27 protein-coding genes and 1 pseudogene are annotated in these 26,109 nt (G+C 73.3%); 18 read left to right on the top strand and 10 right to left on the bottom strand.

Annotated features, from left to right (window positions below; all coding sequences use genetic code 11):
• Positions 1-26: 26 nt before the first annotated feature.
• The gene (locus tag ACFV4G_RS07875; RefSeq protein ID WP_380437764.1) at positions 27-737 is read left to right on the top strand and encodes a class I SAM-dependent methyltransferase; all 711 of its coding nucleotides are present in this window, start codon (positions 27-29) and stop codon (positions 735-737) included.
• Between the two features lie 26 nt (positions 738-763).
• Here the strand turns inward: ACFV4G_RS07875 and ACFV4G_RS07870 are convergent, their stop codons facing one another.
• A complete protein-coding gene (locus ACFV4G_RS07870) occupies positions 764-964 on the bottom strand; it encodes a hypothetical protein (protein ID WP_359967816.1) in 201 nt (66 codons plus the stop codon).
• 96 nt (positions 965-1,060) lie between these two features.
• On the opposite strand from ACFV4G_RS07870, the gene cobU reads away from it, so the two are divergent.
• From cobU to ACFV4G_RS07835, 7 genes are all read left to right on the top strand, one after another.
• Entirely contained in the window at positions 1,061-1,633 is a 573-nt protein-coding gene (gene cobU, locus ACFV4G_RS07865) for a bifunctional adenosylcobinamide kinase/adenosylcobinamide-phosphate guanylyltransferase (RefSeq protein ID WP_380437652.1), read from the top strand.
• 28 nt (positions 1,634-1,661) lie between these two features.
• Positions 1,662-2,777, top strand: coding sequence for a nicotinate-nucleotide--dimethylbenzimidazole phosphoribosyltransferase (locus ACFV4G_RS07860; protein ID WP_380437650.1), 1,116 nt, complete (start codon positions 1,662-1,664; stop codon positions 2,775-2,777).
• A gap of 84 nt (positions 2,778-2,861) precedes the next feature.
• Complete coding sequence (locus ACFV4G_RS07855) at positions 2,862-3,641, top strand: adenosylcobinamide-GDP ribazoletransferase (RefSeq protein ID WP_380437648.1); 780 nt, start codon at positions 2,862-2,864, stop codon at positions 3,639-3,641.
• Between the two features lie 261 nt (positions 3,642-3,902).
• Positions 3,903-5,402: a leucyl aminopeptidase gene (locus ACFV4G_RS07850; RefSeq protein ID WP_380437646.1), complete on the top strand. Its 1,500-nt coding sequence runs from the start codon at positions 3,903-3,905 to the stop codon at positions 5,400-5,402.
• 497 nt (positions 5,403-5,899) lie between these two features.
• On the top strand, positions 5,900-7,288 hold the full coding sequence (gene lpdA / locus ACFV4G_RS07845) for a dihydrolipoyl dehydrogenase (RefSeq protein ID WP_380437644.1): 1,389 nt from the start codon (positions 5,900-5,902) through the stop codon (positions 7,286-7,288).
• 79 nt (positions 7,289-7,367) lie between these two features.
• Entirely contained in the window at positions 7,368-9,131 is a 1,764-nt protein-coding gene (gene sucB, locus ACFV4G_RS07840) for a 2-oxoglutarate dehydrogenase, E2 component, dihydrolipoamide succinyltransferase (RefSeq protein ID WP_380437642.1), read from the top strand.
• 158 nt (positions 9,132-9,289) lie between these two features.
• A complete protein-coding gene (locus tag ACFV4G_RS07835) occupies positions 9,290-9,805 on the top strand; it encodes a DUF4240 domain-containing protein (RefSeq protein ID WP_380437640.1) in 516 nt (171 codons plus the stop codon).
• A gap of 19 nt (positions 9,806-9,824) precedes the next feature.
• Here ACFV4G_RS07835 and ACFV4G_RS07830 read toward each other — a convergent pair whose 3' ends face one another.
• Both ACFV4G_RS07830 and ACFV4G_RS07825 read right to left on the bottom strand, forming a co-directional pair.
• Complete coding sequence (locus tag ACFV4G_RS07830; RefSeq protein WP_380437638.1) at positions 9,825-10,958, bottom strand: DUF2510 domain-containing protein; 1,134 nt, start codon at positions 10,956-10,958, stop codon at positions 9,825-9,827.
• Positions 10,959-11,077: 119 nt separating this feature from the next.
• Positions 11,078-11,575: a GNAT family N-acetyltransferase gene (locus ACFV4G_RS07825; RefSeq protein WP_380437636.1), complete on the bottom strand. Its 498-nt coding sequence runs from the start codon at positions 11,573-11,575 to the stop codon at positions 11,078-11,080.
• 73 nt (positions 11,576-11,648) lie between these two features.
• On the opposite strand from ACFV4G_RS07825, the gene ACFV4G_RS07820 reads away from it, so the two are divergent.
• The 3 genes from ACFV4G_RS07820 (at position 11,649) to ACFV4G_RS07810 (ending at position 15,665) form a co-directional block, all read left to right on the top strand.
• Positions 11,649-12,563 (top strand): TIGR01777 family oxidoreductase, encoded by a 915-nt coding sequence (locus ACFV4G_RS07820; RefSeq protein WP_380437634.1) that lies wholly within the window; start codon positions 11,649-11,651, stop codon positions 12,561-12,563.
• 371 nt (positions 12,564-12,934) lie between these two features.
• A complete protein-coding gene (locus ACFV4G_RS07815; protein WP_380437632.1) occupies positions 12,935-14,266 on the top strand; it encodes an NAD(P)/FAD-dependent oxidoreductase in 1,332 nt (443 codons plus the stop codon).
• Positions 14,267-14,441: 175 nt separating this feature from the next.
• Positions 14,442-15,665, top strand: a complete 1,224-nt coding sequence (locus tag ACFV4G_RS07810; RefSeq protein ID WP_380437630.1) for a cation:proton antiporter — start codon at positions 14,442-14,444, stop codon at positions 15,663-15,665.
• A gap of 134 nt (positions 15,666-15,799) precedes the next feature.
• On the opposite strand, the gene ACFV4G_RS07805 is transcribed toward ACFV4G_RS07810, so the two are convergent.
• Positions 15,800-17,701 carry a regulator gene (locus tag ACFV4G_RS07805; RefSeq protein ID WP_380437628.1) on the bottom strand — a complete coding sequence of 634 codons (1,902 nt, stop codon included), beginning with the start codon at positions 17,699-17,701 and terminating at the stop codon, positions 15,800-15,802.
• A gap of 309 nt (positions 17,702-18,010) precedes the next feature.
• On the opposite strand from ACFV4G_RS07805, the gene ACFV4G_RS07800 reads away from it, so the two are divergent.
• The gene (locus tag ACFV4G_RS07800) at positions 18,011-18,772 is read left to right on the top strand and encodes a 3-hydroxybutyrate dehydrogenase (RefSeq protein ID WP_380437626.1); all 762 of its coding nucleotides are present in this window, start codon (positions 18,011-18,013) and stop codon (positions 18,770-18,772) included.
• Between the two features lie 473 nt (positions 18,773-19,245).
• Here the strand turns inward: ACFV4G_RS07800 and ACFV4G_RS07795 are convergent, their stop codons facing one another.
• From ACFV4G_RS07795 to ACFV4G_RS07775, 5 genes and pseudogenes are all read right to left on the bottom strand, one after another.
• Positions 19,246-20,097, bottom strand: a complete 852-nt coding sequence (locus ACFV4G_RS07795) for a hypothetical protein (protein ID WP_380437624.1) — start codon at positions 20,095-20,097, stop codon at positions 19,246-19,248.
• 146 nt (positions 20,098-20,243) lie between these two features.
• The gene (locus ACFV4G_RS07790; RefSeq protein WP_380437622.1) at positions 20,244-20,438 is read right to left on the bottom strand and encodes a DUF397 domain-containing protein; all 195 of its coding nucleotides are present in this window, start codon (positions 20,436-20,438) and stop codon (positions 20,244-20,246) included.
• 106 nt (positions 20,439-20,544) lie between these two features.
• Positions 20,545-20,739 (bottom strand): DUF397 domain-containing protein, encoded by a 195-nt coding sequence (locus tag ACFV4G_RS07785; RefSeq protein ID WP_380437620.1) that lies wholly within the window; start codon positions 20,737-20,739, stop codon positions 20,545-20,547.
• Entirely contained in the window at positions 20,736-21,347 is a 612-nt protein-coding gene (locus ACFV4G_RS07780; protein ID WP_380437763.1) for a DUF5753 domain-containing protein, read from the bottom strand. The genes ACFV4G_RS07785 and ACFV4G_RS07780 overlap by 4 nt, the downstream gene beginning before the upstream one ends.
• A gap of 15 nt (positions 21,348-21,362) precedes the next feature.
• A pseudogene (locus ACFV4G_RS07775) lies at positions 21,363-21,566 on the bottom strand (helix-turn-helix domain-containing protein); the annotation flags it as partial.
• Positions 21,567-21,693: 127 nt separating this feature from the next.
• Between ACFV4G_RS07775 and ACFV4G_RS07770 the strand changes: the two are divergent.
• From ACFV4G_RS07770 to ACFV4G_RS07750, 5 genes are all read left to right on the top strand, one after another.
• Positions 21,694-21,933 carry a hypothetical protein gene (locus ACFV4G_RS07770; protein WP_380437618.1) on the top strand — a complete coding sequence of 80 codons (240 nt, stop codon included), beginning with the start codon at positions 21,694-21,696 and terminating at the stop codon, positions 21,931-21,933.
• A gap of 201 nt (positions 21,934-22,134) precedes the next feature.
• The gene (locus tag ACFV4G_RS07765) at positions 22,135-22,638 is read left to right on the top strand and encodes an NUDIX domain-containing protein (protein WP_380437616.1); all 504 of its coding nucleotides are present in this window, start codon (positions 22,135-22,137) and stop codon (positions 22,636-22,638) included.
• 114 nt (positions 22,639-22,752) lie between these two features.
• Entirely contained in the window at positions 22,753-22,989 is a 237-nt protein-coding gene (locus ACFV4G_RS07760) for a DUF397 domain-containing protein (protein WP_380437614.1), read from the top strand.
• A gap of 293 nt (positions 22,990-23,282) precedes the next feature.
• Positions 23,283-23,588 (top strand): hypothetical protein, encoded by a 306-nt coding sequence (locus ACFV4G_RS07755; RefSeq protein WP_380437612.1) that lies wholly within the window; start codon positions 23,283-23,285, stop codon positions 23,586-23,588.
• A gap of 10 nt (positions 23,589-23,598) precedes the next feature.
• Positions 23,599-24,480, top strand: coding sequence for a JmjC domain-containing protein (locus tag ACFV4G_RS07750; RefSeq protein WP_380437610.1), 882 nt, complete (start codon positions 23,599-23,601; stop codon positions 24,478-24,480).
• 80 nt (positions 24,481-24,560) lie between these two features.
• On the opposite strand, the gene ACFV4G_RS07745 is transcribed toward ACFV4G_RS07750, so the two are convergent.
• Complete coding sequence (locus ACFV4G_RS07745) at positions 24,561-25,067, bottom strand: hypothetical protein (RefSeq protein ID WP_380437608.1); 507 nt, start codon at positions 25,065-25,067, stop codon at positions 24,561-24,563.
• Positions 25,068-25,331: 264 nt separating this feature from the next.
• On the opposite strand from ACFV4G_RS07745, the gene ACFV4G_RS07740 reads away from it, so the two are divergent.
• Complete coding sequence (locus ACFV4G_RS07740; protein ID WP_380437606.1) at positions 25,332-26,075, top strand: SOS response-associated peptidase; 744 nt, start codon at positions 25,332-25,334, stop codon at positions 26,073-26,075.
• Positions 26,076-26,109: the final 34 nt, after the last annotated feature.

Genomic DNA, 26,109 nt, shown 5'->3' with positions numbered 1-26,109 from the left:
ACCGGCTCGGCGGACTGCGCAACTTCGTGCGCCAGGAGCTCGTCAGCCGACAGCTCGCCGACCAGCTGGCCGGCCGCACCGCGCAGCGCGTCCTCGACATCGGCTGCGGCCAGGGCACCCAGGCGCTGCGCCTGGCCCGGGCCGGCCACTACGTCACCGGCATCGACTCCGACCCGGTCGCGCTCGGCGTCGCCCAGGGGGCGCTCGCCGAGGAGGCGCCCGAGGTCCGCGGGCGGATCCAGCTGCTCAGCGGCGACGGCCACCAGTGCGGGCGCTGGTTCGGCCCGCGCAGCTTCGACGTCGTGCTCTGCCACGGCGTCCTGATGTACCTGCCCGACCCGGACCCGATGATCGCCTCGCTGGCCCGGCTGCTCGCGCCCGGCGGACTGCTCTCGCTGCTCGTCCGCAACCGCGACGCGCTCGCCCTGCGGCCCGCCGCCGCCGGGGACTGGCGGGCCGCCCTGCACGCGTTCGAGAGCGACCGCTACTACAACCGGCTCGGACTGGCCGCCCGCGCCGACCGGCTCGCCGACCTGTCCGTCACGCTCTCCGAGGTGTCGGTGCCGCTCAAGCACTGGTACGGCGTGCGGGTCTTCACCGACAACGCCCCCGACGACGCGGCCCCGCCGGTGGACGGGCGCCAGCTGGCCCAGCTGCTGGAGGCCGAGGACCGCGCCGGGCGCACCGACCCCTACCGGCAGGTGGCCGCACTGCTGCACGTCATCGGGGCCAAGTAGCGCCCCCTGACGGGCGGTTGCGCCGGTCAGTCCTCGTGCAGGCTCATCGAGTAGACGACCCGGTCGTCGTCCAGCAGGACGGCGTTGTCGACACCGTCCTCGGCGAGCTGCTTCCAGGTCTCGCCGATCCAGGTCTCGGCGTCGCCCTGGCCGGCGAACTCCTCGTGCCCGACGCCCGGCGCCACCTCGGTGCCGTCCGCCTTCTCGTACCGCCACGTCCAGACCATGCCCGGCTCCTCCCGCCGACGACCCTGCCAGTGTGCTGCGCACCTTAGCCTGCCCGGCACGATCTTCCGTATGCCCGGTCCGGCAGGATGGGAACCATGGCGACCCACCCCGAACCCTCCCGCACGCTCCTCCTCGGCGGTGCGCGCTCCGGCAAGTCCACCAAGGCCGAACTGCTCCTCGCCGACCGGGCGGACGTCCTGTACGTCGCCACCGGCGGCACCCGGGACGGCGACGCCGAGTGGGCCCAGCGGGTCGCCCTGCACCGCGAGCGGCGCCCGGCGAGCTGGCGCACCGCCGAGACCTGCGACCTGGAGGCGGTCCTCGCGGACACCGCCGATCCGGCCCCGGTGCTCGTCGACTGCCTTGCGCTGTGGCTGACTTCGGTGATGGACGAGTGCGGCGCCTGGGACGACGCGGCCTGGGCCGGCGGCGCCGAGGCCGCCGTGCAGCGGCGGTGCGACGCCCTCGCACGGGCCTGGGCGGCGACCGGGCGGCACGTCGTCGCCGTGAGCAACGAGGTCGGCATGGGCGTCGTCCCGGCGACCGCGGCCGGCCGCCGCTTCCGCGACACCCTGGGACGGCTCAACATGGCCGTGGCGGACGCCTCGCAGCGTGTGCTGCTGGTCGTGGCCGGGCAGGTTCTGACGGTCAAGCCAGCCGCGGCGTGAACACCTGCGGCGTGTAGCCTCTCGGACGATGGACACGACCGTGGATCTCGATACGTTCTCCTCGCTCGTCGAGCGCCCCGACGAGAGCGCCCGGCGGGCCGCCGACGAACGCTGGCAGGCGGCCGACCGGCCGCGCGGCGGGCTCGGCAAGCTGGAGGAGCTGGGCAGCTGGCTGTCGTCCGTGCAGGGGCGCTCCCCGGTGCGGCCGGTCTCGGCGCCCAAGGTGCTGCTGTTCGCCGCCGACCACGGCGTGGCCGCGCTCGGGGTGTCCCGGCTGCCCGCCGCGGGCGGCACCGCGGCCCGGGTGCGGGCCGTGCTCGACGGCACCGCGCCGGTCGCCCGGCTGGCCTCCCGGTACGGCGCCGACGTGCGGATCGTCGACGTCGCGGTGGACACCGACCCGGCGGACTTCCCGGACGAGGTGGTCGGCCACCGGATCCGGCGCGGCTCCGGGCGGATCGACATCGAGGACGCCCTCACGCCCGAGGAGACCGTCCGGGCCTTCCGGGCCGGCATGGCCGTCGCCGACGAGGAGGCCGACGCCGGGACGGACCTGGTGCTCCTCGGTGACCTCGGGGTCGGCTCGACGACCGTCGCCGGGGTGCTGATCGGCGCCCTGTGCGGGACGGACGCCGCCGCGGTGACCGGGCGCGGCTCGGGCATCGACGACCGCGTGTGGATGGTCAAGTGCGCGACCATCCGGGACTCGCTGCGGCGGGCCCGGCCGGTCCTCGGCGACCAGCTGGCGCTGCTCGGCGCCACCGGCGGCGCGGACTTCGCCGCCATCACCGGCTTCCTGCTCCAGGCCGCCGTGCGCAAGCTGCCGGTCGTGCTGGACGGGGTCGTCTCGGCGGCCTGCGCGCTGGTCGCGCAGCGGATCGCGTTCCGGGCGCCGGAGTGGTGGCGCGCCGGGCAGTCCAGCGGGGAGCCGGCCCAGGCCAAGGCGTACGACCGCCTGACGCTGACGCCGATGCAGGAGCAGGGGATCACGATGGGCGAGGGCGTCGGCGCGCTGCTGGCGCTGCCGCTGCTCCAGGCCGCCGGGGACGCGCTCGCGGACGAGGCGCCGCGCGCGTACGTGCCGGCGGCGCCCAAGGAGCAGCCGAGGCTGCCGTCGGCGGCGGACCTGCTGCGGCGGCTGTAGGCGCGCACCGGTACGGACAACCCGCGGACGGCGGCTCGGCGTTCGGGCCGCCGTCCGCCGTCTCACACAGTTAGGAAGTGCGTCGTGGAGCGGGCCGGCTGGGGCGACGGGCTGCGGTTCGCGTTCGGGACGCTGTCGGTCCTGCGGGTGCGGGTCGAGCGGTGGGACCGGGCGGCCGGGGGGCGGGCCATGGTGCTGGCGCCGGCCGTGGGACTCGTGCTGGGCGGGATCGCGGCCGGGGCCGGGGCACTCGTCGCCTGGCGGGCGGGCGGGCTGCTCGGGGCGGTCACGGCGGTGGGCGTGCTCGCGGCGCTCACCCGGGGGCTGCACCTGGACGGGCTCGCGGACGTCGCGGACGGACTGGGCAGCGGGAAGCCCGCCGAGGACGCGCTGCGCATCATGAAGCAGTCCGATATCGGGCCCTTCGGCGTACTTGTGCTGCTTCTCGCCCTGTTCGCCCAGATCGCCGCATTGGCCGGACAGTTCGGGCACTCGCCGCTGCGCGGGGCGCTGGCGGTTGTGTGCTCCGCGGTGGCCGCGCGGTGCGCGCTCGCATGGGGCTGCCTGCGGTCGGTTCCGCCCGCGCGGCCGGGCGGACTCGGGGCGATGGTGGCGAGCACCGTCGCTCCCCCGGCCGCCCTGGCCGCGACGGCCGCGACGGCGCTCCTTCTGGCCATTCTCGGCCTGTTTGACGGCTCGTCATCCGTCCGCCTTCCCCTGGCCCTCGCCCTCGGGGTCGGCTGCGCGTGGCTGCTGCTCCGCCGCTGCGTACGGCGCTTCGGCGGCATCACCGGGGACGTGCTCGGTGCCGCGGCGGAGACCGCCGCGACCGGCTCGTTGTTCGCCCTGGCGTTGCTGGCCTGACACCGGGCGGCGCGTGATCCCACCATGCGGACTACCATGCGGGGAGCACCGCAGCCCTGCACCGTCGCAGGTCCTGCCCGCCCGGCGCCGAGCGTGGAGCCGGGGCCTCTGGTGTGCGTGTCCGCGAACGGCGGGTGCGCGTAGCCAGGGGACCCGGACCCGGACCGCGCCGGAGGGACACCCGCGACGCCCGCCGGGCTGCGCCGGTGCGGCAGCCTCGCCGCACCCGACCGTGGACCGCGAAAGAACAGGACGCATTACGTGACTGCATTGTCTGTGAGCACCTCCGCCGCCGCCTCGCTGCGTGCGGACGCGCTGGTGGTCGGTGTCGCGAAGGGCCCCAAGGGCATCGTGCTGGCCGCCGGCACCGACGCCGTGAACGAGGCGTTCGAGGGCAAGCTGGCCGAGGTCCTCACCACCCTGGGCGCGACCGGCGCCGAGGGCGAGGCCGTCAAGGTCCCCGCTCCCGCCGGGCTGAAGGCCGCGCTCGTGCTCGCGGTCGGCCTCGGCGAGGCGGCCGAGGAGGGCTACGGCCTGGAGACGCTGCGCCGCGCCGCCGGTGTCGCCGCCCGCACCCTGGCCGGCGCCAAGAAGGCCGCGCTGGCCCTGCCCGCCGAGTCCGCGGACGAGGTCGAGGCCGTCGCCCTCGGCGGTCTGCTCGGCTCGTACGCCTTCGGCACCTACAAGGGCGAGGGCGGCAAGGAGCCGGTCGGCGAGCTCGTCGTGCTGGCCCCGCGCAAGGGCAGCAAGGACTCCAAGGCCGCCGTGGAGCGCGCCGCCGCGATCGGCGAGGAGATGAACCGGGCCCGCGACCTGGTCAACACCGCCCCGAACGACCTGAACCCGAAGAGCTTCGCCGCGATCGTCCAGGCCGCCGGCAAGGAGCACGGCCTCAAGGTCGAGGTGCTGGACGAGAAGGCGCTCACCAAGGGCGGCTTCGGCGGCCTGCTGGGCGTCGGCAACGGCTCGGCGAACCCGCCCCGGCTGGTGAAGGTGGCCTACACCCACCCGAAGGCCAAGGCCACGCTCGCCTTCGTCGGCAAGGGCATCACCTACGACTCGGGCGGCATCTCGCTGAAGCCGGCCGGCCACAACGAGACCATGAAGTGCGACATGGCCGGCGCCGCCGCCGTGTTCGCCACCGTGGTCGCGGCCAAGCGCCTCGGCCTGGCCGTCAACGTCACCGGCTGGCTCGCGCTGGCCGAGAACATGCCGTCCGGCTCCGCCACCCGCCCGGGCGACGTGCTGCGCATGTACGGCGGCAAGACCGTCGAGGTGCTGAACACCGACGCCGAGGGCCGCCTGGTGCTGGCCGACGCGATCGTGCGCGCCGGCGAGGAGAACCCGGACGCCATCGTCGACGTGGCCACCCTGACCGGCGCCATGGTGCTGGCCCTGGGCAACCGCACCTTCGGCGTGATGTCCAACAACGACGAGCTGCGCGAGACCCTGCACACCGTCGCGGGCGAGGTCGGCGAGCAGTCCTGGCCGATGCCGCTGCCGGCCGAGCTGCGCAAGGGCATGACCGAGTCGACCATCGCCGACCTGGCCAACATGGGCGAGCGCATGGGCGGCGGCCTGGTGGCCGGTCTGTTCCTGAAGGAGTTCGTGGCCGAGGGCACCGACTGGGCGCACCTGGACATCGCCGGCCCGGCGTTCCACGAGGGCGCGCCGTTCGGCTACACCCCGAAGGGCGGCACCGCGAGCGCGGTGCGCACCCTGCTCGCCTACGCCGAGCGGACGGCGGCGGCGAAGGCCTGACCCGGCCCACCCGTTCGGAGGGGGGGCCGGGGGGCGGCGCCGGGCGCCCGCCCCGCGGCGCGCGCCGGGTGGACCGCGGGGGGGGCCCCCCCCCCCCCCCCCCCCCCGGGGGGGGGGGCGCCGCGGGCTGGGGCCCGGCCCCCCCTCCGGCGTTCCGGACGGGTTACCCGCAGGTAGGCCGCCACCCAGCCCCGCACCCCTGTTCGCTGCGGGCGAAACTTTGTTCCGCAGTGCGGAAGCAGCGGCGCCCGAAGGGCGTCACAGCGCCCGCCCGGTGGCTGTCAACCCGGCGTTGAGCTGCAATGATGCCCTTCCGTCGGGGGTGTTCCCACCCCCGTGACCACCCGGTGGGACACCCGCGGGGCGGACCCGGACATCAGCCGCCGTGAACAAGTGCGAAGATGTATTTCCGGCACGACTGGGCGCCCCACAAAGGCTTCCGACCCACCGGACCGCGACCGGCCCGGCGACCCACCCCATTGCATGGAGGACGTGACGTGGCGAACGACGCCAGCACCGTTTTCGACGTAGTCATTCTCGGAGGCGGAAGCGGCGGTTACGCCGCGGCGCTCCGCGCCGCTCAGCTGGGCCTGAGCGTCGCCCTGGTCGAGAAGGGTGAGCTGGGCGGCACCTGCCTGCACCGCGGCTGCATTCCGACCAAGGCGCTGCTGCACGCGGCCGAGATCGCCGACGAGACGAAGGAGGCCGCCGAGTTCGGCGTGCTGGCCACCTTCCAGGGCATCGACATCAACGGCGTCCACAAGTACAAGGACGACGTCATCGCCGGCCTGTACAAGGGCCTCCAGGGCCTGGTCGCCTCCCGCAAGGTGACCTTCATCCAGGGCGCGGGCAAGCTCTCCTCGCAGACCTCGGTGGACGTCAACGGCCAGCGCATCGAGGGCCGCCACATCGTCCTCGCCACCGGCTCCGTGCCGCGCTCGATCCCGGGCCTGGAGATCGACGGCGACCGCGTCATCTCCTCCGACCACGCGCTCAAGCTCGACCGCATCCCGAAGTCGGCCGTCATCCTCGGCGGCGGCGTCATCGGCGTCGAGTTCGCCTCGGTCTGGAAGTCCTTCGGCGTCGAGGTCACCATCGTCGAGGCGCTGCCGCACCTCGTCCCGCTGGAGGACGAGAACTCCTCGAAGCTGCTGGAGCGCGCGTTCCGCAAGCGCGGCATCAAGTTCGAGCTGAAGGCCCGCTTCTCGGGCGTCGAGTACACCGAGGCCGGTGTCCGCGTCTCCACCGAGAACGGCAAGCAGATCGACGCCGACCTGCTGCTCGTCGCCATCGGCCGCGGCCCGGTCTCGGCCGGCCTCGGCTACGAGGAGAACGGCGTCGCGATGGACCGCGGCTACGTCCTCGTCGACGAGTACATGCGCACCAACGTGCCCACCATCTCGGCCGTCGGTGACCTCGCCCCGACCCTGCAGCTCGCCCACGTGGGCTTCGCCGAGGGCATCCTGGTCGCCGAGCGCCTGGCCGGCCTGAAGCCGATGCCGATCGACTACGACGGCGTCCCGCGCGTGACGTACTCCAACCCCGAGGTGGCCTCCGTCGGCATCTCCGAGGCCAAGGCCGTCGAGCTGTACGGCAAGGACAAGGTCGTCACCCTCAAGTACAACCTGGCCGGCAACGGCAAGAGCAAGATCCTGAAGACCGCCGGCGAGATCAAGCTCGTCCAGGTCAAGGACGGCGCCGTGGTCGGCGTCCACATGGTCGGCGCCCGCATGGGCGAGCAGGTCGGCGAAGCCCAGCTGATCTACAACTGGGAGGCCCTGCCGGCCGAGGTCGCGCAGCTGATCCACGCGCACCCGACCCAGTCCGAGGCCCTGGGCGAGGCGCACCTGGCGCTGGCCGGCAAGCCGCTGCACGCGCACGACTGATCACGCCCCCACCCCCGTTCCGGTACTTCCGTACTTCCCGTACTCCCGTACGCAAGACTTGATAGGAGTCGCTGAAACCATGGCGGTCTCAGTAACACTGCCCGCGCTGGGCGAGAGCGTTTCCGAGGGCACCGTCACCCGCTGGCTGAAGGCCGAGGGTGAGCGTGTCGAGGTCGACGAGCCGCTGCTCGAGGTCTCGACCGACAAGGTCGACACCGAGATCCCGGCGCCGGCCTCCGGCATCCTGGCCTCGATCAAGGTCGGCGAGGACGAGACCGTCGAGGTGGGCGCCGAGCTGGCGATCATCGACGACGGCTCCGGCGCCCCGGTCCCCGCCGCTGCTCCGGCCGCCGCGGCCGCGCCCGCCGCCGCCCCGGCCCCGGTCGCCGCCCCGGCTCCGGTTGCCGCTCCGGCTCCGGTTGCCGCCCCGGCCCCCGTTGCCGCCCCGGCTGCTCCGGCCAGCGACGCCACCCCGGTCGTGCTGCCCGCGCTGGGCGAGTCGGTCACCGAGGGCACCGTCACCCGCTGGCTGAAGGCCGAGGGTGAGACCGTCGAGGTCGACGAGCCGCTGCTCGAGGTCTCCACGGACAAGGTCGACACCGAGATCCCGTCGCCGGTCGCCGGCGTCGTCGTCAAGATCCTGGTCGGCGAGGACGAGACCGCCGAGGTCGGCGCTCAGCTCGCGCTGATCGGCGCCCCGGGTGCGGCTGCTGCCGCCCCGGCTCCGGTTGCCGCCCCGGCTCCGGTCGCTGCTCCGGCTGCCCCGGCTCCGGTCGCCGCTCCGGCTGCTCCGGCCCCGGTCGCCGCCCCGGCTCCGGTTGCCGCCCCGGCTCCCGTTGCCGCTCCGGCTGCCCCGGCTCCGGTCGCCGCCCCGGCCCCCGTTGCCGCCCCGGCTCCGGTCGCCCCGGTGGCCGACGCCGGTGACGCCTACGTCACCCCGCTGGTGCGCAAGCTCGCCGCCGAGCACGGTGTCGCGCTGTCCGCCGTCACCGGTACCGGTGTCGGCGGCCGCATCCGCAAGCAGGACGTCATCGCCGCCGCCGAGGCCGCCAAGGCCGCGCCGGCTCCGGTCGCCGCTGCCGCCCCGGCCGCCGCGCCGAAGGCCGCCGCCGCTCCGTCCGCCCTGCGCGGCCAGACGGTCAAGATGACCCGCATGCGCAAGGTCATCGGCGACAACATGCTGAAGGCCCTGCACGAGCAGGCCCAGCTGACCAGCGTGGTCGAGGTGGACGTCACCAAGATCATGTCGCTGCGCGGCAAGGCCAAGGACTCCTTCCTCGCCCGCGAGGGCGTCAAGCTGTCCCCGATGCCGTTCTTCGTCAAGGCCGCCGCCCAGGCGCTGAAGGCCCACGCGGCCATCAACGCCCGGATCAACGAGGCCGAGGGCACCATCACCTACTTCGACACCGAGAACATCGGTATCGCGGTGGACTCCGAGAAGGGTCTGATGACCCCGGTCATCAAGGGTGCGGGCGACCTCAACATCGCCGGCATCTCGAAGAAGACCGCCGAGCTGGCCACCAAGGTCCGCGACAGCAAGATCACCCCGGACGAGCTGTCCGGTGCGACCTTCACCATCAGCAACACCGGCTCGCGCGGTGCGCTGTTCGACACCGTGATCGTGCCGCCGAACCAGGTCGCCATCCTGGGCATCGGCGCCACCGTCAAGCGCCCGGTCGTCATCGAGGCCGACGGCGGCACCGCCATCGGCATCCGCGACATGACCTACCTGTCGCTCTCCTACGACCACCGCCTGGTGGACGGCGCCGACGCCGCCCGCTACCTGGTCGCGGTCAAGGAGATCCTGGAGGCCGGCGAGTTCGAGGTCGAGCTCGGCCTCTGACCCCCCGTGGTCCCCGCGGAACCCCGCACCGTCCCCGGACGGCGCGGGGTTCCGCCGTTCCCGGCCCGGCCGCCGACGAACGTTCCGCCGGGCGTCACCAGCGTTTCGCCGGGCCATGGCATGCGCGGAGGCGGGCGAACGGGGATGCTGGAGCGGTGATGGACGAGACCGACTTCTGGCAGATCATCGACGAGACCCGGGAGGCCGCCGACGGCGACCCCGACGAGCAGGCCGACCGGCTGGTGGAGCACCTCGTCCAGCTGACCCCGGACGACGTCATCGACTTCGGCCGGCTCTTCGAGGCCCGCTTCCAGCGCGCCTACCGGTACGACCTGTGGGGCGCCGCCCACCTGCTGCTCGACGGCGCCTCCGAGGACACCTTCGACTTCTTCCGCTGCTGGCTGATCGGCCAGGGCCGGGACGTCTTCGAGGGCGGGCTGCACGAGCCGGACGACCTGGCCGACCTCCTGCCCGAGTTCGACGAGGAGGAGGACGGCGAGGCCGAGGACCTCGGCTACGCCGCCGACGAGGCCTACGAGCAGCTCACCGGCCTGCCGCTGCCCGAGGTGGGCGGGCGGCAGGCGGGCCGTCCGGCGGGGACGCCGCTGGACTTCGAGGACCCGGACGCGATGGCGAAACGCTTTCCCAAGCTCTGGGAGCGCTACGGGGATTAGAGCGCCGTCCTCCGGGGGGTCAGGTGGTGCTGCCCGTGCCGGCGCTGCCGTCCTGCTTGATGCCCCGGAGGATCTGGTCCAGCACGGAGGCGTCCGGCGCGGCCGGGTCGTCGTCCACGCCGCCCTCGAACACGACGAACCCGCCGCCCTTGGCCGGGACGGTGGCCAGCAGGACGTAGCCCTGGGTGCCGTCCGAGGTGCGCACGTGCCAGCGGGAGGCGTAGCCGAGCACCCCGGCGACGGTGACGTAGGCCGAGCCCGAGTCGGTGTGCGAGGTGATCCCGGTGAAGATCGCGGCCGCGTAGTCGGGCATCGCGGCCTCGGCGGCGGCCTTGGCGGTGGCGCCCTGGACCGTGTCCTTCTGGATCGCGAACTGGCCGCGGATGCAGGTGTTGTTCCCGTCCGGGCAGGTGTAGCGGCCGGAGCCGAGGTAGACCGTCGACTTGGTGTTGTTGGTCTGCGCCTCCCAGCCGTCGAACAGCGGGACGGTGATGGCGTGCTGGGCGTCCGGCACGGTGCCCTTGAGGACGGGCGCGGGCTTGGGCGCCTGCTGCGTCTGCGCCGGGGTCGGCACGGTGGTGGGGAGCGTGTAGGTCGGGCTGGGGGCCGGGTCCTGGCTCCGGGTGACGGTGACCGTCGGGTTCGGGGTCGGGTCGGCCGACGGGGAGCCGCCGGCGAGCGTCAGGCCGGCGATCACCGCACCGACGACGAGGACCGCGGCGGCGATGCCGATGACGACGCCCGGCTTCACGCCTCCGCCGCGGGCCGGCGGCGGGTAGCCGTAGCCGGGCGGCTGGGCGCCGGGGTAGGCCGGGCCGTACTCCTGGTTCCCGTAGCCCTGGCCGTACTCGGGGGCGCCGTAGCCCTGGCCCGGGTAGCCGTAGCCGGGGGCCTGGCCGCCGGGGTAGCCGTAGCCGGGCGGCGGCGCGTCCTGCGGGGCCGGGGCTGGGGCGCCGTAGCCGTACCCGGCGGCCGGGGCCGAGGGCCCCGGCGGCTGCCAGCCCTGGGTCGGCGCGTCGGCGACCTGGGCGGCGCCGCCCTGGAGCGGGCGCACCTCGGAGGTCCAGGCGTTGCCGTCCCACCAGCGCTCCTGACCGGGCGCGCCGTCCGCACCGGGTACCGGGTACCACCCGGGAGGCGTCGAGTTGCTCACGGGCGTACCGTACCCGGCACGACGGCGGTCGAGACAGCGCGGGTCGGTCACGACTCTGCACCACTCGTTCACAACTGACACACCGTCAGGAGTGGTGGGCGAACGACCGGCCGGGGCGCTCAGCCGGTGAGGCGGCGGGCCATCCAGATGTCGTCCACGTACGAGCCGTCGATCAGGAACTCCTCGGCGAGCGAGCCCTCGACGACGAAGCCGCAGCTCTCGTAGAGGCGCCGGGCCGGGGTGTTCCAGCCGAGGACGCGCAGCGTCATCTTGCGCGCGCCCTCGGCGTGCGCCGCGGCGCACGCGGCCTCGACCAGCTTCCGGCCGACGCCCCGGCCGCGCACGGAGGCGTCGACGGCCAGGCCCTGGATCTGCCGGACGTGCCGGTTGCTGGCGAGCGGGGTGGCCGGGACCGGGCGGATGTAGCCGACGATCCGGCCGTCGAGGAGGGCGAGCAGGTACTGCTCCGGGGCGTGCCGCTCGTCGAAGACGCCGTCCTCCTCGGGCGGCTGCGGGGCGACCTCGGACAGGGGGGACCACGCGGCGCGGTTGAGGGCGGCGAGTTCGCGCTCGTCCTCCGGCCTGGCCGGTCGGATGATCAGATCGTCATCGTGCATGCGCGTCAGCCTAATGAGGGGTGTCCACCCCGTTCTCCCGGTTAAAGGGGCCTACGGGTTAAGAACTGGGAGGATGGGGCCCATGCGCATCGCTGTCACAGGCTCCACGGGTTTGATCGGTTCGGCGCTCGTCCGCTCCCTGACGGCGGACGGCCACGAGGTGGTCCGGCTGGTCCGGCACCGCTCCAGGACGGGTCCGCAGCCCGACGGCACCACGGCCATCGGCTGGAACCCGCTGCTCGGCCAGGTGGACCGGGACGGACTGGCCGGCGTCGACGCCGTCGTGCACCTGGCGGGCGCCGGGGTCGGCGACCACCGCTGGACGGACGCCTACAAGCGGGAGATCCGGGAGAGCCGGGTGCTCGGCACCGAGACGCTCGCCGTCGCGCTGGCCGAGCTCGAGGAAGCGCCGAAGGTCTTCGTCAGCGCCTCCGCGGTCGGCGTGTACGGGCAGACCGGCGACCGGGTGATCGACGAGGACTCCCCCCTCGGCGACGACTTCCTCGCCGAGGTGTGCGTGGAGTGGGAGGCCGCCGCGCGGCCCGCCGAGCGCGCCGGGATCCGGGTCGTCCACCCGCGCACCGGGCTCGTGCTGTCCGCGGCCGGCGGGGCCGGCGGGCGGCTGTTCCCGCTGTTCAAGCTCGGCCTGGGCGGGCGGCTCGGCGACGGGCGGCAGTACTGGAGCTACATCTCGCTGGCCGACGAGGTCGCCGCGCTGCGCTTCCTGATCGACCGGGAGGACCTGTCGGGTGCCTTCAACCTCACCGCACCGGAGCCGGTGACCAACGCCGAGCTGACCGCGGCCCTCGGGCGCGTGCTCAGCCGGCCGACGCTGTTCCCGGTGCCGGAGGCGGTGCTGAAGGCGGTGCTCGGGGAGCTCGCGATCGAGGTCGTCGGCAGCCACCGGGTGGTGCCCCGGCGACTGCTCGACGCCGGCTTCGAGTTCACGCACACGGACGTCGACGCGGCGGTGCGGGCGGCCCTCTGACGGCCCTCCCGTCCCGGGGCCGGGCGTGCGTGACCGGGGCCCGGAAACGTACCGGGCGTACGGCATTCGTGCTGGCCACGGGCATATGCCGAGCGGGGGTCGGACGGGGCTCCGGCAGGGGGCGCACGGGAGCACGCGGTGGGCGCGTTGCACGCCCCCGGTGACCGTGCGCGCCCGCCGACCCCCGAACCCGGCCGCCACGGCGCACAGTCCGTGACCGCGCCCCCACCCACGCCCTTCCCGGCACCCGATCCGGCCCGATGCGTTTGTCTGACGCTCACACTGACTGGGCATCACATCGTCGGACCGTGTCCCGGCACCCCGCTGCCTGCGTCGGCCGGAGCCCCGGGAACCAGGGAGGGAGCACGCCCGTGCCCACGTACGACTTCACCCGCCGCGCCCGCCGACCGTCCGACCCGGACGTCGTCGTGGTGGGCGCCGGCCTCGCGGGCCTGACCGCCGCCCGCGCGCTCACCGGCCAGGGCCTCACCGTTCAGCTCCTCGAACGCGCCGACCGGATCGGCGGCCGCATGGCCACCCGCGAGCTGGACGGATTCCGGCTCGACGACGGCAGCCACCTGCTCAACACCGCGTTCCCCGAACTGCGCCGCGCGCTCGACGTCGACCGCCTGGAACTGCGCCCGCTCGCGCCCGGCGTACTCGTGCACAGCGCCGGCCGCCGCTACCGCGCCGGGGACCCTCAGCTCACCGCCGCCCGGCAGGCCGCCGTCCGGGCCCCGCTCGGCAGCCCGTTGGACAAGGCCCGCCTCGGCAGCTACCTGGCCCGGCTCGCCGCCACCCCGGCCGGGCGGATCCACGCCCGCCCCGAGACCACCGCCGCCCGCGCGTTCACCGGCCACGGGCTCGCCCCGCGCACCGTCGACGGCTTCCTGCGGCCGCTGCTCAGCGCCCTGCTCAGCGACCCGGCGCTCGGGACCAGCAGCCGGATCGCCGAACTGGTCCTGCGCTCCTACGCCCGCGGGCGGCTCTGTCTGCCCGCCGGCGGCATCGCGACCGTGCCGGCCCAGCTGGCCGCCGCGCTGCCCGCCGGCACCGTGCGCACCGGGATCGAGGTCACCGGGATCGCGGCCGACGGCGTCGAGACCGCCGCGCACGGCCGGATCGGCGCGCAGGCCGTCGTCATCGCCACCGACGCCCGCTCCGCCGTCGAGCTCATGCCCGGACTGCGGCTGCCGGACTTCCACCCCGTCACGACCTTCTTCCACGCCGCCGACCGGTCCCCGGTGAACGAACCCGTCCTCCTCCTGGACGCCGACCGGCCCGGCGGCCAGCCGCCGCTCGTCTCGCACTCGCTGGTGCTCAGCGAACTGGACCCCTCGTACGCCCCGGCCGGTCAGGCGCTCGTCGCGACCACCGTGCTCGGCCGGCGCGCCTTCGACGCGGGCGGCCCGGCCGGGCTCGAACCGGCCGTCCGGGCCCGGCTCGCGGAGCTGTACGGGACGTCGACCCGGGGCTGGCAGTTCCTCAGCGTCCGGCACCTGCCCGACGCGCTGCCCGCCATGCCGCCGCCGCACAACCCGCAGCGGCCGGTCCGGGTGCTCGCCGGGCTGTACGTCGCCGGGGACCACCGGGACACCAGCTCCGTGCAGGGCGCCCTGGTCTCCGGACGGCGGGCGGCGCGGGCCGTGCTGCGCGACCTCGGGCTGCCGGCCTCCGCGCGGGAGGCGGAGGCCGCGGCCTGACGGCGGTCACGGCTGCCGGGACGGCGGTCACGGCTGCCCGGAACACGCGGACGGCCTGCCGGGACGGCGGACCGGCATCGTGCCAGGATGCCGCTATGCCCGCTATGACTGCTATTCGTGGGGTTTTGCCCGTTGCGGCGCCCGCCGCCGCCCGGGCCCTGCGGCCGGTCGCGCGGTGAGCGCCGCCGTCCACCCGCTCACGCTGATCCTGATCCCCGCCGCCGCGGTGGCCGCGCCGCTGCTCGCCGACCGGCTGCTGCGGTGGATCGCCGTCCCGACCGTCGTGTTCGAGATCGTGCTCGGCGTCCTGATCGGACCGGACGTCCTGGACTGGGCGCGCGTCGACGACCTCGTCACCGCGCTCTCCCAGTTCGGCCTCGCGATGCTGATGTTCCTGGCCGGGTACGAGATCGACTTCGCCAAGCTGCGCGGCGGCCCGCTGAAACGGGCGGGCACCGCGTGGCTGGCGACGGTCGTCCTCGGCCTCGGGGTGGGCGCGCTGGTCAACCCGAACCCGCTGGACGGCGCCTTCGCCGGGCTGGTGCTCACCACCACCGCACTCGGCACGATCCTGCCGATCCTCCGCGACTCGGGCGAACTCCCCACCCCCTTCGGCTCGTTGGTGATGGCCACCGGCGCCGTCGGCGAGTTCGGGCCGATCATCGCGATCGCGGTCCTGCTCAGCGGCAACTCCCCCGCCCGGACCGCCGTCATCCTCGGCGCCTTCGCCGTCATCACCGCCTTCGCGGTCCTCGGCGCGCAGCGGCCCCGGCCGGACTGGGTCACCCGGCTGATCGAGCGCACCCTGCGCACGTCCGGGCAGTTCGCGATCCGCGCGGTGATCCTGGTGCTCGCGGTGATGGTCGCCGCGGCGATCTGGCTCGACCTCGACATGCTGCTCGGCGCGTTCACCGCCGGGATCGTCTCCCGAATGCTGCTCTCCGGCGTCCGGGCGCACGAGGAGGAGGTGATCGAGGCGAAGCTGGAGAGCATCGGCTTCGGCTTCCTGGTACCGGTGTTCTTCGTGGTCAGCGGGATGAACTTCGACCTGGACGCGCTGCTGGACGACCCCGGCACGCTGCTGCTCGTCCCGGTGTTCCTGGTGCTGCTGCTCGCGGTGCGCGGGGCGCCTGCCGCGCTGCTCGCCCCGGCCGGGCTCGGGCGGCGCGACCGCGGCGCGCTCGGGCTGTACGCCGCGACGGCGCTGCCGCTGGTCGTGGTGATCACGACGATCGAGGTCGAGGCCGGGCACATGCCGTCCTCGACGGCCGCCGCGCTGGTCGGCGCGGGGATGCTCTCGGTGCTCGTCTTCCCGCTCGCCGCGCAGCGACTGCGCGGCGACGTCCGGCCGCCGACGCCGGAGGCGGGGCGACCGCGGGTGCGCGCCGAGAGCTGGTGAGGCTGGGGCGCCTTTCGTCTTTGGGGTCGGGCCGGGTCAGGCGTCTTTCGGGTCGGGCCGGGCCGGTGCGGACCGGGCGTCGTCGTGCGCCCGGCCCTAGCATCCGTCGGCCTCCGTTGTCCGGCCTGCTGGGGTCAGATCACCCCCGCCTGGCGGGCCGTCTCCTCGAACGCCCGCGCCACCGGGCTGCCCCGGTAGGGCGTGAGGCGGCGGTGGAAGTCCCGGACGTACTCCAGCGAGCGGGCCGAGCGCATCTCCCCCGCCGCCCGCAGCGCGTCGGTGGCCATCGTGCAGGCCTCGTCGAGGTCGCCCATGCCGAGCCGCGCCGTGGCGAGCACCAGCCGGCAGAAGATCCGGCTGCGGGCGTACGCGGGCGAGCGCAGCCGCAGCGACTTCTCGGCGTGCTGGGCGGAGGTGCGCCACTGCTGGAGGTCGCGGTAGCAGTGGGCGAACTCATCGGAGAGCTGGGCCTCGTCGAAGTACCGCGCCCAGGAGGGCAGTTCATCGCCCGGCCGGGCCGCGGCCAGCGAGCGCTCGGACCGTACGAGCGCCGTGGTGCACGCCCGGACGTCGCCCAGCAGGCCGTGCCCGCGCGCCTCGGCGGCGTGCAGCAGCGACTGGACGACGGGCGGCACCGCGGTGCCCACGCCCTGCTGGGCGACCCGGGCCAGCTGGACCGCCTCCCGGCCGTGGCCGAGGTGGACGGCCTGCTGGCTCATCGTCACCAGCACGTAGCCGCCGAGGGCGCGGTCGCCCGCGGCCTGGGACAGGCGCAGCGCCTGGACGAAGTAGCGCTGGGCGAGGCCGTGGGCGGCGATGTCGAAGGACGTCCAGCCGGCCAGCCTGGTGAGGTCGGCGACCGCGCCGAACAGGGCGCGGCCGATCTGCTCGCCGTAGCGGCCGCGCAGCATCGGCTCGGCCTCGCTCTCCAGGTAGCGCACCAGCGCCTGGCGGGCGTGGCCGCCGCCGTAGGCGTGGTCGAGCGCGCGGAAGAGGTCGCCGACGGCCCGGATGGCGGCGATGTCGCCGCGGCCGACGCGCAGGGCGGGGCGCTGCTCGCGGGCCGGGTCGGCGTACGGGGGCTCGACGGCCGCGGGCGGGCGGCGGCTCTGGGTGGGGACGCGGCTGAGCGCGGCGGCCGTGGCAGCCGGGCGCGGGCCTGGGCCGCCGGGGACCGGTCCGCGTGCCGGGCCCAGGGCCGCCGCACCGGGCGCGTTGGCCGTCGGCGGGCCCGCGGGCGGTGGGCCGGTGGCGGCGTCCGGGCGGGCCAGCGTGGAGCCGTCCCGGGCGACGCGCTCATCGGTGCGGCCGATCAGCCAGTCCCGGCTGGGGACGACCAGGCCGGCCGGGGTGAAGGCGATCCGGCGCAGCTCGGACTGCGGGCCGTTGTCCTTGCGCCACATGCTCGCCACGATGTCCACCGCCTCCTGCGGTGTCTCGGCGAACTCCAGGCCCGCGTAGACCGGGGCGCAGGCGTCCAGGCCGAGGTCCTGGGCGGTCAGGCGGCGGCCGAGGCGGCGGGTGAAGACCTCGGCGATCAGCGCGGGCGTGGCGCCGCGCGGCTGCTGGCCGCGCAGCCAGCGGGTGACCGAGGTCTTGTCGTAGCGCAGGTCGAGGCCGTGCTCCAGGCCGAGCTGGTCGACCCGGCGGGCCAGGCCGGCGTGCGAGAAGCCGGCCTCCTCGATCAGCGCCGCCAGGTGGCCGTTCTGCGGGGCCGGACCGGAGTGGCCCGCGTGGCCGCCAGGGTGGCCGGCGGCGGGTGCCGGGGGCGCGGCGGTCGCGGCGGTCGCGGTGGCCGTGGCGGTCGCGGTGGCCGTGGCGGTCGCCGTCGCGGTGCCCGCGACGGCCGTGGGTGTCGCGGGCTGGTGCCGGTCGGGCATGGCCTGCTCGGGCAGCCGCAGCTCGTCGGCGGCCGGGGCGTGGGCGGTCAGGGCGTCAGGGGCGTCCGGAAGGGCCCGGCCGACCGGACCGCGGTGCTGGTCGAGCGGGTCGAGCGGTCCGTACGCCGGGCTGTCGGTTGCAGGCCGTTGGGGCATATCAGTCAACACCTCTCGGACGCCGCACCGGGCTCTACCAGCGCTTCGGCTGCCTGTGGCGGCGCCCCCTGTCGGGAATCGGCGTGAATGTAGCGAGCATTCGGGCGCTATGGGTGGATCTGACCGAGCAATCCTCCGAACGGGTGAAGCAACCGCGCCCATTGTGGGGAAGCCGGGACAGGATGGGTTTGGACTTCCAGGGTCGAACCGTCGATCGACCGTCATAGTGGTGACCACCACCGTCCATCAGCATGCTGTAGTGCCCCGGCACATGGGAGGCGAGCCGCCGGATTCCTACCGTTCTGGCCCATGGACACCACTACAGCCCGCCCGCTCGACGGCCGCACGGCCCTGGTCACCGGCGCCGCCTCGGGCATCGGCCGGGCCTGCGCCGAGGCCCTCGCCGGGGCCGGCGCCCGGGTCTACGTCGTCGACCTGGCGGCCGAACCGGCCCGGGAGCTCGCGGCCCGGATCGGCGGACTCGCCGTCGTCGCGGACCTCGCCGACCCGGCGGCCGTCGACGCCCTGCCGGCCGACGCCGACATCGTGGTCAACAACGCCGGCCTCCAACACGTCGCCCCCGTCCACGAGTTCCCACCCGAGCGCTTCTCCCTCATCCAACGCGTGATGGTGGAGGCCCCGTTCCGCATCCTGCGACGCACCCTGCCCCACATGTACGCGCGGGGGTGGGGCCGCGTCGTGAACGTGTCGTCCGTCCACGGCCTGCGGGCCAGCGCGTTCAAGTCCGCGTACGTGACGGCGAAGCACGGGTTGGAGGGGCTCAGCAAGACGGTCGCGCTGGAGGCGGCACCGTACGGGGTCACGAGCAACTGCATCAACCCGGGGTACGTCCGGACTCCGTTGGTGGAGAAGCAGATCGCTGCCCAGGCGGAGGCGCATGGCATCCCGGAGGAGGAGGTGGTCGAGCGGATCATGCTCGACCGCACGGCTATCAAGCGGCTCATCGAGCCCTCCGAAGTAGCCGCGCTGGCCCTCTGGCTCTGCACGCCGGCTGCTTCCTACATCACGGGCGCGAGCCTGCCGGTGGACGGCGGCTGGACGGCGCACTGAGCGCGGCGGCGCTCCCGCTGCACAGGAAGTCCAGAAACGAAGGCCAGTCCTCGCCCTCCCACCCGCCACCTCCATCACGGACGCGAGCCCGCCAGCCGACGGGGGCTGGGCGGCACACTGAACGCAGCGGCACCCCCACTGCGCAGGAAGTCGACCGGACCGACTTCCTACGCGGAAGGGAACTCAGCGGCCGCCCGCCACCCCCGCCTCCAGCACGCACGCGCGCCCGCCCGCCAACAGCGGCCGGACGGCACACTGAACGCGGCGCCCCACTACACAGGAAGTCGACCGAGCCGACTTCCCACGCAGAAACGAAGGCCAGTCCTCGCCCTCCCACCCGCCACCTCCAGCACGCACGCGAGCCCGCCCGCCGACAGCGGCCGGACGGCGCTCCGAACGGGCCGCACCCCCACAGCACAGGAAGTCGGTCCGGCCGACTTCCTGTGCAGAAGCGGAGTCGGCGGTCGCCCGCATCACGGACGCGAGCCCGCCGGCCGACGGGGGCTGGGCGGCGCGCTGGGGGCGCTTCTCGGTGCCGTACGGGCACGAGTGGCGCCGACGCTATGGCAGACGGCGACCGCTCGAAGGCCGCTACAGGTGCGGCAGAGGCCCGGGCGGGGGACGGGGTCGCGGCATTCCGCGCACTCGGCGTACCGGGGTGCTGGCGGGCGTTCCGGGGCGCGGCAGGGCGGCATCTTGTGCTCCAGGCGGTAGCGGAGCACGGCTGCGGCGGAGTGGATCGGGTTCGGCAGGCCGGCGAGGAGGGCTTGGGCGAGGTCGCTCGGGGTGCTGCCTCGCTCCAGCCACTGGGCAACGAGGGGTGCCAGCATCTCCGCTTCGGCCTGGCCGAGGCGGAGGCGGGGCTCGGGGCGGATCGCCCGGAACAGGGCGGCCACTGCCTGTCGGGTCTGCTCGTCGGCAGCCGGATTCGCGGGGAGGGTGGGTTCTTGCTGCCGGTTCTTTACGGGAGGGCTGCCTGTGCGACCGACAGCCGGGCCACCGGGCGCCGGACGGGTGGCACCCGGAGGGGAAGGCCAGGGGGTGTCGTAGACGTGGGACTCGCTGCGGAGGGTGCCGTCGGGCAGGCGGATCGTCTCGACGCGGTAGAAGCCGGCGTCGGTGAGCTCCTTGAGGGCTTTGCGGACGGCGCCACGGCCTTGGGGGCTGGTGGCGGCCATGTGGCGGCCGTCCTCGCGCCAGCCGTCGGGGCGGGAGAGGAGGTCGGCGAGGAGGCCGCGGGCGGTGTAGCTGAGCTTGCGGTACTGGAGGACGGCGTTGGGAAGAACGGTGAAGTGCCGTACCTGTTCGGTACGATGGATGCGCATGGGAGCTCTGACTCCTGGTGCCGGACCCCGGAGCGTTGGCGCGCTGCCGGGGTCACCTGTTTGCTGTTTGATTCGGAACGTAACACGCGGGGTGGTCGGTCAACTGCCCATCGCCGGAAGGGTGCTTATCGCACTAACCCGCCGCATCAGACCTCGCCGAACTCCCCCAAGCGGAGAGCGATGAGGAAGGCCGACCAGGCCTCGGCAGGGAAGGCCAGCACGGGACCGTCAGGGTCCTTGGAGTCACGAACGGGAACAGTGCGAACGCAGTTGGCCGCGACCTCGATGCACTCGCCGCCGTTGCTGCTGTAGCTGGACTTGAACCATTCGAGGGGCGTCACAGTTGCCTCCGTAGCTCGCGGATCACCACCAACAAGCATCAGGCTGCAGCAGCCAAGCAGCAAGAAGCCCCTACCCGATTAGGTAGGGGCTCGGCAACGCGGAGCGTCAGACCTCGCCGAACTCGCCAGAGCGAACGGCGGCGACGAAGGCGGACCAGGCCTCGACAGGGAAGGCCAGCGCAGGGCCCTGGGGGTCCTTGGAGTCACGGACAGGGACCGCGCCAGGCACGCTGCTGGATACCTCTATGCACTGTCCGCCATTGCTGCTGTAGCTGGACTTGAACCATTCGAGGGGCGTCATAGTTGCCTCCGTAGCTCGCGGATCATCGCCACCGAGTCCGCCTGTGAACAAGCATGGGTCTGTAGCTGATAGTAGGCCGTCAGCCCCGCCGTCACCGCGTTGGTTTCCCGCTCCAGGCGGCCCTGGTGCGCACTCTCCGCATAGGACATGAGCGATCGATCCGGCAATGTCAGGATGGAAACCGGAAGATCGAAGGCCCGGTCCTCGCCGAGCGTGAACGGGGCGATCTGCAGCCGCACAGTGGGCTCGTTGGCGAAGCTTACGAGCCGATCAAGCTGAGCTGCCATTACGGCATCCCCGCCCACAGGGCGGCGGATGCAGCTCTCATCCATGACGACGTGGACAAGGGGCGGCGAGTCCCGGCGCAGGATTGCCTGTCGGTCTATGAGGACTTGCACTCGCTCATCCGCCTTCGCCTGGGTAATGCTGCCCCGGCGAACGGCGGCCGCTGCGATGGCCGTTGCGTAGTCCGCTGTCTGGAGCAGCCCCGGAATCAGGGCAACCTCGAATAGACGCAGCTCGACAGCCCGGCCTTCTTGGGTGACGAACTCGGAGAACCCCGCCAGAAGTGCACCATGCTTGACGTCGCTGGCCTTGTGCCGGAACACCGCCTCCTCAGATGTGTCAAACACTCTGTCAAGCGCTGCCGAGATCGGGGCAGTTGCTCTGCGCCGGCCATTTTCCAGCGCTGAGACGTGCGACGACGTGCAGCCAATCAGCCGCGCAAGATGCTCCTGTGTCCAGCCTCGCTGCTCTCGCCACCTGCGAAGGAAGGATCCGAACTCCGCAGCAGGGGAGGCCTGGGGCTCAAGTTCACGTTTGTTCAAGGCTAGTCGTCCTACCAATCAAGCAGTGTGGACAAGTTGAACACCTGCCGAGCATAGGGGACATTGGGCACTCCCGGTAGTCATCGCACTACGGATCGGAGTTCCCCTAATGGACAAGAGCACCCCCATGTCCGAAGTCCCCCTCCCCCACGAAGTGGTCATCGACCGCGGGCACCTCGACGACGGCCGGCCTCGCGAGGGGGTCTTCATGGAGCAGTGCGGCGGCATCATGTACCTCCGCCCGGTCGGCGGCGGCGTCGAATGGACCACCCGGGCCGACCAGGTCAGCGTCCTCAACCCCCGCCAGATCGCGCCCGGTTCCGGTGCCCGCTCCCACCGTCGACTGCTCCAGGAAGAGCCGCCGTGAGCCCGAGCAGCCTCCTACTGCTCGCCACGCTCCACCTAACTTCCCTGGCCGCCGCCGGATTTGCTGCCGCAGAACACGCAGCGCGAAGCCGGCTCCAAGGGCGCGTTGGCGTACAGCCCTTGTCGAGCCGAACCGCTCCCCGCCGGCAGCCTCCTCCGGCGGGGAGCGCCAACCCCTCAACTCCTCTCCCAAGGAGCAACGTTGAACGACGACATCATGCGGAAGCCGCCCGCCCGCCGACTGGGCCAGCAGGCCTTCGTCCTCCACCACAGCCCCGACGGGCAGGACGAACTCCACGTCCTCCTCGTCGACCCCGTCTACCGGGACGGCTACACGCTCCCCGGCGGCAGCGCCGAGGCCGACGAGCCGCCCCACCTCGCCGCCCGCCGCCACCTGGAGACCGAGACCGGGCTCGCCCTCCCCCTCCGGACGATCCTCACCGTCGACTACATGGCCCGGCACCAATACCCCGAGGGAATCAACTTCGTCTACGCGGGCGGCGTCGTAACCCCCAGGCAAGCCAAAGCCGTCAACCTGCACCGCCCACCGCCGAACATCCGTGCCCTGCACTGGATCCCCCGCCACCTCCTGGACACCGTGATGCCCCCCGACCAGGCCCTCCGCGTCCACGACGCCTGGGACGCCTGGGAACACGGCGCCGGCCGCCCCCTCCTCCTCCGCGGCACCCCCGTCCCGGTCCGCTGATCACACACCACCGGCCTCCCGCCCAAGACTTCCGGGCAGCCTCACCGGCCCGGCAGCGGGTGGCCGCGCGCTCTCTGCGTGGCTGCTCGACATCACCCTTAGAGAAGAGGAACCATGACCAAGAACCTCTACGAGCTGGCGCTGGGCGGCGAGTTGGCCGCCCAGTGCGGCGGCAACCTCGACAGCGAGGCCGAGTCGTGCGTCAGCGTCGCGCCGCTCACGGGCGTCGCCGATGCGTTCGCGCTCGGCGACACCAAGCCCGAGGGCGCCGGCCTCCAGCTGCGCTACACCGGCACCGAGCTCGACACCTTCGTCGTCCAGTGGGCGCAGAGCCGAGGCCTCACCATCTGATCGATCCGATCGCCTGGGCGATCAACTCGCAACGCACAGCCGGGTGGCCGTCCCACCCTAATTGGGAGCGGCCACCCAGTCCTTGGAGGATACCCATGACTCCCGAGGCATTCGCCGAACGCGATGGACACTGGCACGGCTATGGCCCATGGGTCGGATCCCGCAGGCTCATGGAGCTGGAATACCTGCGCCGACCCGCATCACTGGACATGAATCTCCTGCGCGTCCCCAGCGGAATGAACGCACACCCACAGGAGACCTTTCTGCCCTTCGCCCAACGCACCATTCCGCCCATGATGACCGGCCACTACCTCCTGCGCCGTCCCGAAGGCCTCGACCAGCGCACCTGGACCACCGCGCCCCCGGCCGTCGACTGGCTCACCAGCGTCTACAAGCACTTCCCGCCCCTGCGGCGCTCCGATGGAAAACAGGCCTACGCGTCGCTGGAGTGGTACCAGGAGTGCGCTCACCGCACCCTGCTCCACGGCTCGGACGTCGTGTGGTCGCACTACCTCGAAGACCTGCGGTTCACGAGCTCCGCCGTGATCTGCTGCCCGTCCCTGCCGTTCCACCCCGACATCAAGTGCCCATTGTCCTGAGGAGACGACGTTGTCTCTGCACGAGCTTCTCGGCACCCACGCCGGTGACCTGCTCGCCGCCTGCCCCACTGAACCACGCCTCTACCGTCGCCAACACACGGCACTCGACCAGGCCATCACCTTGGACCTGATGAACTCGTACATCGACCACGGTCTCACCGCCCCCTCGCGTACTGCGGCAGTCAAGAACGGCCGGGCCGTTCACCCCGGACGCTTCTCCGAGAACGGCCAGATGCGTCGCGGAAAGCTGCGCGGCCTCATCGAGGAGGGGCACACGGTGAACCTCCGCGAGATTCAGAGGAACGCACCGTTCCTGGCGGAGTTCTGTGCCCGGGTCCAGGCCGAGACCGGTTACACCCTGTACGTCTCCGCGATCATCACGCCCGCCGGGGAGACCGGCCTGACCCACCACTGGGACCAGACCACCGTCCTGGCCGCCCAGATGTCCGGCCGAAAGCGCTGGCCGCTGTGGGCCCCGACCGTGCAGCACCCGATGGACGACCACCTCGGCTCCCCGACCCAATGGACGCGGGAGATGCAGCAGATCTGGGACACCACCGACCCGTTCGCCACCTACACCCTGGAGCCCGGCGACACCCTCGTGATCCCAAGGGGATGGGTCCACGCCCCCGTCTGCGCCGGCGAGGAGCCGAGCTTCCACCTGACCTTCGCCCTACGCGAGCGGACCCCGCTCGACCTCGCCCACCAACTGATCGCCTCCGCACTCGACCACGACACCTTCCGCGAGGGCCTCGCCCCTACTCAGCTGCGCGCCGACAACCTCGGCAGCACCTTGGGCAACGTGCGCGAGATGATCACCGACTACCTGGCCGGTCTCGACCTGGACCGCCTCGCCGACCGCATCGCCCCGCAACTGACCGGCACGCCCTGACCATCCCGCCGAAACGCTCTCCTCCCCCCCTGGGGGCCCGGCGCGGCGGCGCGCCCGCCCGGGGGCGGGGGGAAGGAGGTTCAGCGGTCGAGGTCGATCATGAAGCGCCTCGTACCGGGAGCGACCGTGTCCGCGTGGATCGAGCCACGGGCGCGGTCGAAGTCCCCGGTGCCGCCGGTGATCGCGTTGTCGAACGACGGCGGCGGGCCCGGGTTGAGGTTGCCGAAGACCATCCCCTGGGCGGTGATCTGGCCACCGGGGAGGGTGTAGGTCACGGTGCACTCCTCCGCGCCGCCGTTGTCGGTGCGGGTGGTGGTACAGGTGCCGCCGGTCTCGCCGACCTGGTTGCCGTCCAGATCGGAGAGCACCGAGCGGAAGACGGTCCGGTCGCCCTGGGCGGGGGCGCCGCCGGGGTTGACGGGGAAGAACGACTGCTGGGCGAGGCGGCCGATGAGGGTGATGACCCGGTCGCGGGCCTGGGGGACGGGCGATTCGGTGTTCGTCGCGGCCGTCGCGACGGGGGCGGAGGCGAGGAGGGTGACCAGCGCGGCGGCCGTGCCGAGGCAGGCCGTTCTCACAGGGCGCATTCGTGTGGCTCCTGAAGTCGGTGTTCATGAGGGGGCGGGCGGCTCATTCATAACCTCGGCCCTGCCGTCGCCCGGAACGTCCCGGCACGACCCACCGGCAGATTCGACCGCACGGACCACCCGGGGCAGGTCCCCGGTCGGCGTTCGCCGCTGCCGGGCGCACCGCGCCGTTCGACGCCTCCGCGGAGGCCATGGCCACGGTCGCCGCCTGAAGCGGGTGGGAGGTGAGGGCGTTTGTCGGTCGGGAGTGGCAGGGTGGGGAGCATGTGCGGCCGTTTCGTCTCCACCACCACGCCCCAGGACCTCGTCGGCCTGCTCGGCGAGCTCCGCTGGGACCCCGCCGAGGCCCTCGCCCCGAGCTGGAACGTCGCCCCGACCGACCCCGTCCCGGCGGTGCTCGAACGGGTCGACCGCGAGACCGGCGAGCTGCTGCGGCAGTTCCGGCCGCTGCGGTGGGGCCTCGTCCCGTCCTGGTCCAAGGACGTCTCCGGCGGCGCCCGCATGATCAACGCGCGCTCGGAGACCGTCCACGAGAAGCCCGCCTTCCGCAAGGCCTTCACCGCCCGGCGGTGCGTGATCCCGGCGGACGGCTACTTCGAGTGGCGCGAGGTCCCGGCGGAGGCCGACCGCAAGAAGTTCAAGCAGCCGTACTTCCTCAGCACCGGCTCGGTGATGCTGATGGCCGGGCTGTACGAGTTCTGGCGCGACCGCACCCTCGCCGAGGACGACCCCGCCGCCTGGCTCGCCACCGCGACCATCATCACCACCGACGCGACGGACACCGCCGGCCGCGTCCACGACCGCATGCCGCTCACCATCGCCCCGGACGACGTGGCCACCTGGCTCGCCCCGGACGTCACCGACGCCACCGAGCTGCACCACCTCCTGCGCCGCCCCGCCGACGGCGCCCTGCGCGTACGGGCCGTGTCGACGGCCGTCAACAGCGTGCGCTCCAACGGCCCGGAACTGCTCGACGGCGCCGAGGACCCACTGGGGCTGGCGGACTGACGGTGCGGAGTGACGGTGGGGCCTGACGGTAGGG

The organism is Kitasatospora sp. NPDC059747 (genome assembly GCF_042732955.1).
GTDB lineage: Bacteria > Actinomycetota > Actinomycetes > Streptomycetales > Streptomycetaceae > Kitasatospora.
Note: the sequence above shows the minus strand (reverse complement) of the source record. Positions and strands in the feature narration are given on the sequence as shown.